Origin of the sequence: Aliiglaciecola sp. SL4, assembly GCF_041538045.1 — a bacterium.
GTDB lineage: Bacteria > Pseudomonadota > Gammaproteobacteria > Enterobacterales > Alteromonadaceae > Aliiglaciecola.
The window spans coordinates 256,046-269,476 of the sequence record NZ_JBGOSE010000001.1; the positions used below are offsets into that span (position 1 = coordinate 256,046).

At 38.6% G+C, this 13,431-nt stretch carries 10 protein-coding genes; 9 read left to right on the forward strand and 1 reads right to left on the reverse strand.

Annotation, left to right across the window (positions count from 1 at the left end; genetic code table 11):
* Positions 1-422: 422 nt before the first annotated feature.
* From AB6T38_RS01155 to AB6T38_RS01195, 9 genes are all read left to right on the forward strand, one after another.
* Positions 423-1,340, forward strand: a complete 918-nt coding sequence (locus AB6T38_RS01155; RefSeq protein WP_372545450.1) for a class I SAM-dependent methyltransferase — start codon at positions 423-425, stop codon at positions 1,338-1,340.
* 923 nt (positions 1,341-2,263) lie between these two features.
* A complete protein-coding gene (locus AB6T38_RS01160) occupies positions 2,264-3,220 on the forward strand; it encodes a hypothetical protein (RefSeq protein WP_372545451.1) in 957 nt (318 codons plus the stop codon).
* Between the two features lie 425 nt (positions 3,221-3,645).
* On the forward strand, positions 3,646-5,487 hold the full coding sequence (locus AB6T38_RS01165; RefSeq protein WP_372545452.1) for a putative 2OG-Fe(II) oxygenase: 1,842 nt from the start codon (positions 3,646-3,648) through the stop codon (positions 5,485-5,487).
* Between the two features lie 429 nt (positions 5,488-5,916).
* Complete coding sequence (locus AB6T38_RS01170) at positions 5,917-6,678, forward strand: DUF3450 domain-containing protein (protein WP_372545454.1); 762 nt, start codon at positions 5,917-5,919, stop codon at positions 6,676-6,678.
* A gap of 6 nt (positions 6,679-6,684) precedes the next feature.
* Entirely contained in the window at positions 6,685-8,037 is a 1,353-nt protein-coding gene (locus AB6T38_RS01175) for a MotA/TolQ/ExbB proton channel family protein (RefSeq protein ID WP_372545455.1), read from the forward strand.
* Between the two features lies 1 nt (position 8,038).
* Entirely contained in the window at positions 8,039-8,563 is a 525-nt protein-coding gene (locus AB6T38_RS01180) for a MotA/TolQ/ExbB proton channel family protein (protein WP_348492147.1), read from the forward strand.
* 11 nt (positions 8,564-8,574) lie between these two features.
* The gene (locus AB6T38_RS01185) at positions 8,575-8,979 is read left to right on the forward strand and encodes a biopolymer transporter ExbD (protein ID WP_303477528.1); all 405 of its coding nucleotides are present in this window, start codon (positions 8,575-8,577) and stop codon (positions 8,977-8,979) included.
* A complete protein-coding gene (locus AB6T38_RS01190) occupies positions 8,979-9,593 on the forward strand; it encodes an energy transducer TonB (RefSeq protein ID WP_372546030.1) in 615 nt (204 codons plus the stop codon). The genes AB6T38_RS01185 and AB6T38_RS01190 overlap by 1 nt, the downstream gene beginning before the upstream one ends.
* Entirely contained in the window at positions 9,593-10,852 is a 1,260-nt protein-coding gene (locus AB6T38_RS01195) for a tetratricopeptide repeat protein (protein ID WP_372545457.1), read from the forward strand. Before AB6T38_RS01190 ends, AB6T38_RS01195 begins: the two co-directional genes overlap by 1 nt.
* Before the next feature lie 296 nt (positions 10,853-11,148).
* Here AB6T38_RS01195 and AB6T38_RS01200 read toward each other — a convergent pair whose 3' ends face one another.
* Positions 11,149-13,371, reverse strand: a complete 2,223-nt coding sequence (locus AB6T38_RS01200) for a GNAT family N-acetyltransferase (RefSeq protein WP_372545458.1) — start codon at positions 13,369-13,371, stop codon at positions 11,149-11,151.
* Between the last annotated feature and the right edge of the window lie 60 nt (positions 13,372-13,431).

Below are 13,431 nucleotides of genomic sequence, written 5' to 3' on the forward strand. Positions count from 1 at the left end.
ACTATTGACTCTTTAAGCATTTGCCAAAATTTTTCTATATCCTTTCTTTTTAGTCGCAGTTACTATGTCTTCAATATGACATTAATACGTTCTGCTAGGTAGTTCTGGTAACGATCATAAACGTTTTCATTGAGCATATTACCCCATAGTTCCTATAAAGCCTTCTTTACTGACTTTTTTCAGATAAGAGTAGATATAATAATCAAAATAGATTCAGGAATTTGTATTGTCGAGTACGAATATTTGCTAAGAAAGAGACTATTTTTAAAGGAGGCCAAAGTAATGGTAGCTAAATTAATATTGATATATATTGGTAGTTAGGGTCGTAAAATAAATAAAAATGACGATGAAGTCTATTGAGCGTTTTAATAATCAATTAGCGTTTACTTAATGTAGAACAATTCAACGACAAGAGTATGTATATGAGTAGCTACTGGACAGACTATTGGAAACAAGGTCATTTAACTTCTTTCGGGGAAGATATTGAGGACAATTATGAGGGGGCATTGTTTGACTGTTGGCATGCTTACTTTGAACCTATAAAAGGCAGCAATGCAGTAGTGATTGATATTGGTACTGGAAATGGCGCATTAATTGATATAGCAGTAAATAAAGTAGGTTGTTCAAATGCTCTATTTTATGGCATTGACTCTGCTAAATTATATGTAAACAGTAAAGTGAATAAACAAAACGTAACTTTTTATCCTGAAACGCCTGCAGAAGCTTTACCCTTCAGCGATAACTCAATTGATTATGTCGTATCACAATTTGGCATAGAATATAGTGATTTGGATAAATCTATTGTTGAGTGCGCACGAATATTGAAAAACGGCGGTAAAATACATTGGGTAATACATGATATGGAAAGTTCCATAGTCAAACCAAATAGTTCTATTTACACTATATTGGTTGCTTTACAAGAAAATAATGGTCCAATTAAAATGTTGCACCAGTTGATTGACGTATTGGAAAAATACGGACAGTATTCTAAAGAAGCTGAGCGATGTAGGGCTGCTTTTAACTCAGCTTTACAGCAATGTGTTGAAAAGAGTGAAGAGGGGCTTTTTGGCACCGGATTTCCAAGGTTTTTAAAAGAAGTTATGAAAAAAGATAAAAACTTTAGTGAAAAAAAAGAAATGTTATTAGTCTTTGAAAGAGAAATGCATGGACAGTTTAATCGTCTACAAAATTTACTTCAATCCGCGCTTAGCAATGACGATAAAGACAAACTAGTTAGTACTTTGTTCGACAACGGATTTACGAATATCAATAGTGATGTAGTCATACAGGAAGGAAAGGCAATAGGTTACCTTTTAACTGGTGAATGGCGTCCTAGCTAGCAGTTAACTTAACGCTTACAAGTTTAGGGTTTTTAATCGGATAAAAGAACTATGCTTATATCGCTTTATCTCATATTAGAAGTGGTCGCAGTTTCTCTATATACTGCTTTAGGATTCCTAAGCCCAAAGTCGAACATTCCAATAGTACGCTCCCAATAAGGAAAGTTTTTACCATATTACTATTAATCTCCTTCGAGAAAATTGAACTAAATGCTCGTTCCTTGTTCGATTCTTTCACCGTGCTCCACTACACCTGTCACAATAATAACATTGTCAAAATTACTATCTTGGTCTTGTAAAAAAGTTTTATAAAAGTGTTCTCACTGATTTACTGAGCTAAACGAGGTTTTCGCGGTTATGCCTCGCCCGGAAGGACCGATGCGCGCTTAAAGGTAAGTTCAACTGCAATTTACTATTGACTCTAATAATCTATAATTACGTCATATGATTTGTTTTACCATCATAAAAGTTCTGTAGCCCTGCACCGCGAGGCAATAGCTCGATGGGGAGATTCAAGTAACATTCTAGTCGCAATGATGATGGTTAATTAGTAATAGCTACAGTAACACAGCAAATGTTCAAGCCCACTTAACATTAAAGCAATCGAGTGCCTTGCTGAGTGTCTACCTAACAAATTTTATGGTGATAAAAGGGATCCAATATATATCTGGAAGACACACTGTATGAGAAAGGCGTAAAGTTACTCACGACTGTTCGCAACGGTGAGAAAGCAAGAGCTTTCCTCCTATTAATTGGCACCATCTGACAGCAGTTGTTAAGTCTTAATGCCCATTGGTGTATATTAATTAATCTATAGCTAAGAGTGATATTTTAGTTGCATTCAGGAGCATTAAACTTTAAATTCAAGGTGAGTTAATTTACCGGTTAGCTCTAATCTTAACTGAACCATAAAAGGATTTTTTATGCTTAGAAAAATATTGCTTTTATCTACAGTCTCAGTTTCTTTAAGTAACGAGGTGCTTGCTCAATCCTATGAACTACCTGTTGGATGTGAATACGGTAGAGTGGAAAGCTACGATATAGCTGGAGATGAGTTAAACACAGCTCTGGAATCTGGTTACGACATATACAATGATAGTACTGTCACGGGAGCAGGCTACTTGGCTTGGAGTAATTTCTTGATTAGTCTATATAATATTGTTGATGGGTACGATTATTTGAGGGTTGAAGCACCTAAACACGTCATTCAAGGAAGCTCATTCAGAGCTAAGGGAAACCTTTTTGATATACTAGCAAATGTTCAATTTTATAATTCAGAAATGGGGTATGTTGGTACAGATAAGTCAGATGAGTACGCAAATGCTTATCACTATATGAGCTTTCCTAACACCTATGGATACGGACTCGTGTGGGTGGCTAGAGCTAGTGGTATGTGTTCAGCAGAAGGTATCTGGGTTCAAAAATCACCTGAACTTTCTTCACTTACTGTTCAGTATAACGAGATCGGAAATAGAATTATTGGGACTTTCACAGCAAATGGTGGTTCGATAGACACTTATTCAAAATACGGGCGAGAAAATAAACCCATAAATTATTTATGGGAAATAAAACATGACGCAGTTGTAAGAGAGCGAGCGAACGGTAACAAGTGGTGTGATGTGACCAACTCGGACAATGCTGAGTGGGAATACTTGAAATCAGGTGCTAGTAATACCTTCAATTTCGACTATTATGCATGTCCAATTACAGTTAGAGCCACCGTTCGCGACGGTGTATATTCCTCTACTATGCGTTTCAAGAGCGTGGACGCGTATATAGATAATGGCGGTGGATCTGGCGGTGGATCTGGTGGTGGCTCAGGAGGAGGTTCAGGACCTGGAAATTGCCCAGGAGTAGGGCCTTGTTCAATAGAAAATTAATTTAAGCTTAAACATAATAAGGGTTTCAAGTAAGTTTAATGTAAAAACTTACTTGACCCCTTTTAACATTCTAATAGATAATTGGCTTTAGCCTAAAGTATATAAAAATACATGCTAAAAATGCTATTAGCGAATAGATTTAGTGACTTACTGTCAGCTGCAATCACTTCTTACCGTTACTACAACTACACATCAAGGAAGATTCACTGACTGTATAACATTCGTTCAATATTTAAAGTGGTTGTGCAGTTTGTTGCATCTTGTCGCCTAATGCTTTGTAATTCATTTGGGCAGATAGTTTAATAACATCAGATAACAATAGGTAATAGATTTAATCTTGGGTTGGATTTCATTAAGTGGTATCTTACCTTGATTCGCAACTTGGTTCATACCCACTTGTAACCTGATTCTAGTATCTGACTTTTATGCAAAATCCAAATATGCAAAATCCAAACTTAAGCGCACAACAAAGGCTGAACTTGGCAATGCAGTTAATGCATAAAGGCCAATTTGAACAAGCGTTATCTCATTTCCTAATTCTAAAAGATGTTGGTATTAAAGATTTTCGCTTATCCAGAGCCATGGGCTCCGCTTATGAACGCTTGAGAAATAACAGCGAAGCTAAACGTTATTTTTCCGAATCTTTGTTACTTAATCCCAAACAACCTGATTTATATTATGCTTTAGGCAAGATAGCCTATTTTTCAAAAGCTTTTGAACAAGCAGTTAACTATTTCAAACAGTGCCTCTCATTTGACAATAAAAATCCGCAGGTTTGGTTAAAGCTGGGTCAGACCTATTTTCATATGGACGAGTTGCAATTAGCTGAACAAGCTTTTATCAACTGTGAAAAACTGCAAGCTAACTCACTTGAGGCTAAGCTTGGACGCAGCCGTATTTTACAGAAACGAAATGAACATAAAAAAGCTGAAGAGTTATTAATTGCCATTGATAAAATCGAACCTAATAATTTACGGGTGCTATCAGAATTGGGCTGGTTACAAAAAGACCAAGGCAATTATCCACAGGCCGCAGAATTATTCAAAAAAAGATTAACGATTGAGCCAACTAATCCTGAATATTATGAAGACTTAGCATTAGTTTACTTAGACCTTCAGCAACCTGTAAACGCCATGGATACCCTTAAGCAGGGTATCCAAAGAGCACCGGATAATCGCAAGCTAAACCAATTGTTTAGTGCTTTGAAATATGAAATGAATGAAGATGACCATTTATCTCATTATCGCCAACAAGCATTCGAAAAAATGTCTGATGAATTAATTGCCGATTATATTGTGGGTCTAGTTAAAATTGATGAAGTTGCTAAGGCTAAGCAACTTGTAAATGAACTATTTGTCCATGCCGATAAAAAAGGCGTAGCCAAAAATCTGCAGCTAATGTTATGGGAAAAAGAGCAAAAGCATGACGATATCGTTGGCTATTTTAGGGATAAAATTTCATCAAAAGCGGTTTTATCAATTTCCGAAAATGAAAAGTTAGTAAAAGCCTACCTAGCTATAGGTGAAAATCAGAAGGGGCTTAAACTGCTTGAACATATGTTGCAATTAGCCCCTAATGATCAACTGTTTTGGGCTTTGAAAACAACAGCGCTAAGACAGTTACAAAGCTTTGAATATGAGTACCTATGTGATTATCAGAATATGGTCTTCCAGCAGCCTATAATACTGCCAAATCAATATAAAAATATCGAACAATTTAGCCAGGCTTTACGCGTAGCTTTAAATGAAATTCACGTGAGCCAACGCAATCCCTTAGATCAATCGTTACGTCATGGCACTCAGACCATGGGCAACTTATTTTCACAACAAGTTCCTATCATTCAACAACTTAGAGGAGCCCTTAAAAATACCATTGATTCATTGTTGGTTGGCCTTAAACCAGATCAGGCCCACCCATTTTATCAGCATGCTGGCAAAGCAATCGAATTTTCAGCCAATTGGTCAGTTAAATTAAGTAACCAAGGGTTCCATGTTTCCCATGTACACCCTAAAGGTTGGTTGAGCAGTGCATTTTATGTGCATGTACCTTCGGTAATTGATGAAACAAGTAAACAAGGTTGGCTGCATTTTGGTAAACCTGGCATTGGCCTGCCTGATCCGTTAGCTGAACAAAAATGGGTTAAACCCCAAATTGGCCAGTTAGTTTTATTTCCTTCGTATTTTTGGCACGGAACAGAAGCATTTGAAGATTCTCAAGAGAGAATGTCAGTGGCCTTTGATTTATTACCTATAAAATCAACAAAATGATTGGTGCATTTAGTGAAAAAGTGGCCTAAGCTTATTTTAGGTAGGTTACTCAAATGGTCTTACCAGCTTTTTATCGCTAATTTTGAATGAATTGTCGTAAAAGCGCTATTTCTATTCATAAAAAGGTTGAATTATTCACTAAGAATGTATTATGAAAATAGTGCTTCAAGTCTCATTTATATTGACAATAAGGATTTTTTTATCCGCCATTGATTATAAAAACTACCGTTAGTCACTAAATGCTAAAGTGTGGCATACGATATCTTGACAACTCGATAACTTCCGTGTGAACATTCGAGTGCAATAGTGTTAAATCGATTTATGGAATAACACTATAATCCTAAAAATAATTATATAGCCCCTTGTCAGTGAACTTTTCACCTAGACTGGGATTCATAACAAGAAAATTGGTTGGGAACTATGTCCAAAATGAGCAAGAGAACCCTTATTGCCTCTACCGTTGTGGGTGCATTTGCACTTGGTAGTAGTGCAGTCTCTGCAGATACATTGAATGATCTTCACAAAGAAGAAGCTAAAATCCATGTTGCTGCAGCAAAATCTCAAGAGAAAATTGATAATCTCTTTCAACAATCACAAGAACTTTTAGTAGATTATCGTGCAGTTGTAGACGAAACAGAAAATCTGAAAGTTTACAATGATTATGTTGCAACTCTAGTTGCTGACCAACAACGCGGTATCGATTCTCTACAAAAACAAATCGATCAAATTGATGAAACTAAGCGTGGTATCGTTCCTTTACTTTTCAGAATGATCGACAGTCTTGAAAAATTCATCGAAGCCGACGTGCCAATTAAAATGGCAGAGCGACGTGCACGTGTAGAACGTTTACGTGACGTTATGGGTAACTCGAATGTAACTGTATCAGAGCGTTTTCGCCAAGTTATCGAAGCTTACCAAATTGAATTAGATTACGGCTCAAAGATTTCAGCTTACCAAGGTAACATGACTTATAATGGTACAGACATTACGGTTGATTTCTTCAACCTTGGTCGTACTGCGTTAATTGCCTTATCTCTTGACCAGAAAAATGCATGGATGTGGGATACCGCAGAGCGCACCTGGGTAGAGCTAGGAAGTGAATACCTTGAATCTAGTATCGCTGCAGTTCGTATGGCAAGAAAACAATTGCCAGTTAATCTAGTTAAACTACCCATTCCAGCAGCGGAGTAATAAGAAATGAAATTAACATTTAAATCCGTATTTGCTGCAACAGCAGTTACACTTTTAGCATCTGGCGCCCATGCTCAGTCAAGCCTTGACCAACTGTTAGAAGAAGTAAAACAAAATCGTGTTTCTGAAGCGAAGCTTGATAAGAAACGCGAAGCAGAGTTCCAATCTGCACGTGCCGATAAACAAGCACTACTTAGAACAGCTAAAGCTAACTTAAAAGCTGAAGAAGATCGTGGTGACCGTCTTGCTAAGCAATTTTCTGATAATGAAGTAACGTTAACAGAGAAAAGCACAGAGCTTGACATGGCTACCGGTGACCTTGGTGAGATGTTTGGTGTTGTACGTCAAGCAGCTTCAGAGTCTTACGGTCGTATCGCTACTTCAATTGTAAGTGCTCAGTTCCCAGGTCGTGCTGCATTCCTTAAGAGAATGTCAGAAGAGTCTGAAGGTCTTCCAAATATCCGCGAACTAGAAGATATGTGGATTGCACTTCAAACTGAAATGACTGAATCTGGTAAAATTGCTCGTTTTAATACTGAAGTAATTAACCTAGAAGGTGGTTCTTCACAACAAGAAGTCGTGCGCATCGGTGCATTTAACTTAGTGGGTGAAGTTGGTTATTTAGTATATGATGATCAAGAAGAAAAAGTTCAACCTCTAGGTCGTCAACCTGATGAGTTCCAAGCTGAAACAGCTCGCGAACTATATGCCTCTACTTCAGGCGTTATTCCTACGTTTGTGGATCCTTCAAGCGGTGCAATCCTAGGTCTATTGAAGCAAAAAGCGACTTGGGAAGAACGTTACCATGCTGGTGGTCCGGTTGGATACACTATCACTGTAATGTTAGTAATTGGTTTATTGATAGGTTTCTACAAAATCATCACTCTTACCCTTATCAGTGGCAAAATGCGTAAACAGTTGAGTAACCCAGGCTCACCTTCATCGTCTAACCCTCTTGGACGTGTATTGAAGGTTTACAACGAAAATAAAACAGCTGACACTGAAAATCTAGAAATGAAGCTTGATGAAGCAATTCTGAAAGAACTTCCAACGATAGAAAGTGGAATTAACATCATCAAGATTTTTGCTGCAATCGCTCCGTTACTAGGTCTACTAGGTACGGTACTTGGTATGATCGCTACCTTCCAACAAATCACATTGTTTGGTACTGGCGACCCAAGATTGATGGCAGGAAGTATTTCAATGGCATTGGTAACTACAGCTCAAGGTATTATCGCGGCACTACCGCTAATTCTTATGCACAGCATTGTTGCTGGTCGTAGTAAATCAATCGTGCATATCCTTGACGAACAAACTGCGGGCATAGTAGCTGCTCACGCAGAGTCGGAGAAAGCATAATATGGCTGACCTGATTGGATTATGGGATTCCGTCAGGGAGTTTATCGCGACAGGAGGCGGGGTTTTATATCTCGTCGCTTTAGCGCTCTTTCTCATGTGGGTGTTAATGATAGAGCGCTTTTGGTTTTTGAATTCTGTGTATCCTAAGATGAGAAAGAATATCATCAAAGATTGGGATGCCAGAGTTGATACCACCTCCTGGTACGCGCATAGAATCCGTGATGCTTGGATTTCTCAAGCTTCAGACAAACTAGGCAGCAACATGTTGTTGATTAAAACCTTAGTGGCAATGTGTCCGCTAATAGGTTTACTAGGTACAGTTTGGGGCATGATTAACGTATTCGAAACTATGGCTACACAAGGAACCGGTAATGCTCGATTAATGGCAGCTGGTATTTCGATGGCAACAATTCCTACTATGGCAGGTATGGTTGCAGCTTTGTCTGGCGTTTTCTTTAGTTCTCGTTTGGAATCAAAAGTAAAAATCGCCAAAGAGAAGCTGATTGACAGCCTTCCTCACCATTAAGAGAGAAGTTTATGGCTCGTAAAGAACGTGCACCAGAGGAAGATGCAGCGATTGATATGACACCGATGCTTGATATCGTGTTTATCATGCTTATCTTCTTCATTGTAACCACTGTTTTCGTGAAAGAAGCAGGGATACAAGTGAATAAACCGGGCGCTAGCCAGGCGTTTTTACCTAAAAACGCTAATATCTTTATTGCTGTCACGGAAGACGGTGTTATATGGATGGATAAGCGCGAAGTTAAGGTTGAATCTATTCAAGCTAACCTTGAAAAGCTTTTAGCCGAACAGCCTTCAGATGTTGTTATTATTCAAGCAGATGAAAAGGCTGAACATGGTATTGTGGTTAAAGTGATGGATCAAATCAAAGCCGCAGGTATCGACCAAATCTCAGTAGCAGCAAGAGGAGCTTCTTAATTATGCGAGTAATTGTCTCTATATTGCTTGGTGCAGTAGTCGCTTTTGGCCTGTTTGTAATTATGGCTAAACTGGTAGCGAACTCTTCGCAACCAGCAAGTGAAGTACCTGAGTCGCCTGTTATTGATATTGTAATGTCGGACCCAGACGAATCTACTCAAACTCGTCAACGTGTTCCACCACCACCTCCTCCTCCGCCTCAGCAACCGCCTAAAATTCAGCCGGTTGAACCTGATGTTGAAGATGCAAACGCAGACGGTGTAAGCTTTAATATGCCAGCTGTAGATGTGGGTGGCGCGTCGATTGATATTGGTGGCGTTGGAAATATGCAACGCGATGGTGAAGCAACTCCAATTGTTCGTATTGAACCTAAATACCCAGTGCAAGCTGCTCGTGATGGTAAGGAAGGATGGGTTATCTTATCTTTCACTATCAATGAGGTAGGCGGCGTGGATGATGTTGATGTTTTGGATGCAGATCCTAAACGTATCTTCGACCGTGAAGCTAAGCGCGCATTACGTAAATGGAAATACAAGCCAAAAATCGTCGATGGGAAACCTGAAAAACAGTTCAATATGAAAGTGCAATTGGACTTTAAATTGGATCAAGGCTAATGAAAAAGTTTGTATTAAATGTTACTGCGATAGCAACTTTAGGTGCCGCTACATTGCTATCAAACTCAGCAGCAGCTCAGTCGGCACCCGTTGCTTGTGCAGATTACAAGCGTGGCACAACCAACATCGTTGGTGAGCGCGTTGGTAAAAAGATCCAGAAGGCGCTTGAAGCATATAACAACGATCTGATTGATGAAGCATTAGCAATTCTGTACGAAGTTGATGCTAAAGATGGATACGACAAAGCGTTTGCTGATAACTTTATCGGTAAGATGTTGGCTGGTCAGGATGGCAAAGGAGCTAAAGCTTTAGAGTATCTTGAAGGTTCAGTTAATCCTAAAGCGCTTAATGATTCTGAGCATGCTAATACCGTAAGACTTGTTGCTGACCTTAGTATGCAAGAAAAGGAATACGGTAAAGCAGTTAAGTACTATCAAGAGTGGATGAAGTTCACTTGTAAGGAAGATCCTGATATCTATACTCGTATGGCGCAAGCTTATTATGAGTTGAAAGAGCTTCCTAAGATGGTACCACCTTCTGATAAAGCCATTGCTTTATATGAAAAACCTAATAAAAACCCGTATGTTTTAAAGTTACAATCATTTTACGAACGTAAAATGTATCCGGAAACTGTTGCTGTTGCTGAAGAGCTAGTGCGTATATTTCCTGATAATAAACAGTGGTGGTCACAATTAGGATTTTTCTACATGTTAGTAGAGGACTATAAAAAGGCTCTCTCTACATTTGAAATTGCATATAATCAGGGTTATCTGTCTAAGAAGTCTGAAATAAAAGCGTTGTCTCAACTTTACGCGACTAATGAAATTCCATATAGAGCAGCAGTGCTTTTGGAAAAGCATATGAAGTCGGGTTTGATAGAAGAATCTGTTCAGACTTTATCGAGTCTTGCTAATTCTTATCATCAAGCTAGAGAGTATAAGACAGCTGCTAGTTATTACGAAAAGGCCGCTAAGGTAGAAAACGATGCTGACTTATATCGTAAGCAAGGTATTTTATTATTAGCTGCTGAAGATTACAAAGGTTCTATAAATGCTTTACAGAAAGCGTTAGATAACGGAGCAGATCAAACTGGCCGTATTCATATCGCAATGATGGAAGCAAATATTTATACTGGTAACTTCCGTCAAGCAATGGTTCATGTTCGTGCCGCGAAGAAAGACAAAAACGTTGCACGTACTGCGAGAGCTTGGGAACCCTATATCAAAGAAAAAGCAAAAAATCGCGGTATTAAAGTCTAGTTTAAACGACTTACATATCCGAATTCATAAAAGGCTTCTTAATCGAAGCCTTTTTTATTTCGCTTTGTTCCTTCCTGAAATACGTTTACGAATCCTGCGTGTTATTAGGTTCCCCATTAAATATGTTTTCCCAATGTTTATTTAAAACTAAACACATTAACTTTGAGTTTGTATACCTAAGGGGAATAGGGCGTCTTTATGAAACTTTTAGTGTGATACCTAACTTGTTATAACAAGTTTTTGTGTAGCGAGAGAGATTAGATTGGTGCTCAGACATTATTAAAATATATTAAGGATTAGAGGTATTGTTCTATCAGCAGTCTTAATTGCTCATGAAGATAACTCTCAATCTGCTTTTTACCTGTAAGTTTGTACTCTCTGGATATGTACTCATAACTCTTCTTATTTACGAGCACATCATTTATGAAGTTATTAGATTGCCTTAAATGTGGCGCTAGCCTTTCAGAATTTATATTAAGGGAATCTAGCCAATGAAATATGGCAAATTCCACGCTGTATAAGGGGCGGTTTCCGGCTATAAATTGCTTTAGTAGACTCAGCCAATAGTTTTTTGTTTCCTGGCTGTTGTTTGTTTGTTGTGGGAGATTAAGCGGTAGGTTTTTTTGTACCAGTGCAATTAATTCAGGGGAGAGGGTTTTTAAGCGATAATCTTGTTGATAGTTTATTTGTTGATTACAAATTAGGCTTAAAAATTGTATTGAGCCCTTTGCTCTTGACGATAGAGGGGTGAGCATAATCGCGCTAAATTCACCACTTGAAGCATCTTGTTTAATACCAAGCTTTACCAGCTGAAAATCATTCTTAAACCAAAATCTCGCCAGTGCTTTGGTTAATCCAAATGAGCTCCCTAAGAAGTCAATATGGTTTTTTACAGCGTCTTGTTTAATCAGCTTCAGCATCGTAGAGCCAAAATGTTGATGTCTAAATTGCTGTTTGACCGCAATTCTAACAATGCGTAGGTGGCTGTCTACCATGAATTTAGGTTCACAATGGTCAAACGCTAATCGTTGTGGGATTAGGTGCCCAGGGATTCTTCTGTTGCCCTGTGCAATGTTTATGGCCAACGGCTTCAGGTATTCTCCACCTTCTAATGCCGTAAGAGCCACGCAAATAGGGTCTAAATGCTGATCATGTATTACATGTATATGTTGGTTGGCGTCCAACATTCTGACTAAATCGTCTGGTGTAGTTTGGTAATGGGCGTCGACTAAAAGCTCAAATATTCCATGTAGCAGTGCTGGCTGCAAAATCAATTGGTGGCCATTATAGGTTTGATAACTTATTGAGTCAGCTAAACCTTTACTGTTGTTTGTGCTCGTCAATAGTTGATTAGATCCCCCTTGAACAGAGGGCGTTTGGCTTGTTGGTTGTTGTGATAACGTGTTTTCAGTGGTGTTTTTAAGGGCCATAACCTGATGCCAAAACGCTTCAAGTGGATCATTTTCAAACCATCTTATCGGAGTATGTAACACAAATTCACGAAAGCCTGCAAAGTGAGTTTTTAAGAACGGTTTAAAGCGCAGCTCAAATCCTCTTCCGCTGCCTTCATAGCCGTGTATTGTGGTACTAAGTATAACGTTCGGATACTGTGATACTAATTGTTCCAGCACTTCTGTTGGTATAGAAGCAGCTTCATCAATGAACAACCAGTCCCCTTTAGGTTGCGATTTAATTATTTTGTCAAATGCAAGGTACTGGATTGGATTAACATGCTGATTACTACTGGCAACGTCCTCTTTTTTAGACTCAATAAATTTAGCCGCTTGATTAAATATTTGCTGAGTCATTGAGCGATGGGCGGAGGTAACTATAAATCTAGACGTAGTTGATTGGGCTAGTTGTCCTGCTGCAATGCCTAGGGCTGAAGATTTTCCTCTACCTCGGTCAGCTAGAACAACTATCTGGTTGTTTTTTTTGCCATGTACATACTTTATATATTCCACCAATTGGTATTGGTCTGCAGTCTTACAGGCTTCGTCTTGGAAACGTTGCTCGTTTACATTTACCCCTTTGACTTGAGTGAGCTTGGCGTGATGTTGTTGCCAAATTGAAACCTCAGGAAAGGATTTTATATGTTCAACTAACCAATCAATAAATGCAGAGCGCTGACTACTTTTATCGCTGGTTAAGCCTTCTACTAAACTTTGGGTTTTGGTATATGTCGACCAAGTTTCTAGATCGGGGCAAAGTAGGATCATTAACCCACTTTGGCTAACACAACCACTCATAGCCAGTAGTGCATTGCCTCTTAGTTCAGCAAAACCGTCATATATGACCCATTCAAACTCCTGACCTAAGACACTTCGATATTGTTTGCTTTGAATATTATTCAAACCCGCTATTTGACCTACACAAATGTTTGTTGAAGGCCCATTAGCAGCAAATATTTGGGTAATTGAGTCGTATACCCACTTTTGCGTACCGGATATGACTAACAATTGTCGATGGCATTTATGCCGCTTTCGTTCTGCAAGCCAAGATTTTACTTCTGTTGTCATATGCTTTTTTAGTTAAATTCTTGATATAGTTTATTTCCCCTAGTGTATTGAATAAAATTG

Excerpts from the sequence above, each read along its gene's own strand:
- AB6T38_RS01170 (WP_372545454.1), top strand. The coding sequence starts at position 5,917 with ATGAGCAAGAGAACCCTTATTGCCTCTACCGTTGTGGGTGCATTTGCA.
- AB6T38_RS01185 (WP_303477528.1), top strand. The coding sequence starts at position 8,575 with ATGGCTCGTAAAGAACGTGCACCAGAGGAAGATGCAGCGATTGATATG.
- AB6T38_RS01160 (WP_372545451.1), top strand. The coding sequence starts at position 2,264 with ATGCTTAGAAAAATATTGCTTTTATCTACAGTCTCAGTTTCTTTAAGT.
- AB6T38_RS01180 (WP_348492147.1), top strand. The coding sequence starts at position 8,039 with ATGGCTGACCTGATTGGATTATGGGATTCCGTCAGGGAGTTTATCGCG.
- AB6T38_RS01195 (WP_372545457.1), top strand. The coding sequence starts at position 9,593 with ATGAAAAAGTTTGTATTAAATGTTACTGCGATAGCAACTTTAGGTGCC.
- AB6T38_RS01155 (WP_372545450.1), top strand. The coding sequence starts at position 423 with ATGAGTAGCTACTGGACAGACTATTGGAAACAAGGTCATTTAACTTCT.
- AB6T38_RS01200 (WP_372545458.1), bottom strand. The coding sequence starts at position 13,371 with ATGACAACAGAAGTAAAATCTTGGCTTGCAGAACGAAAGCGGCATAAA.
- AB6T38_RS01165 (WP_372545452.1), top strand. The coding sequence starts at position 3,646 with ATGCAAAATCCAAATATGCAAAATCCAAACTTAAGCGCACAACAAAGG.
- AB6T38_RS01175 (WP_372545455.1), top strand. The coding sequence starts at position 6,685 with ATGAAATTAACATTTAAATCCGTATTTGCTGCAACAGCAGTTACACTT.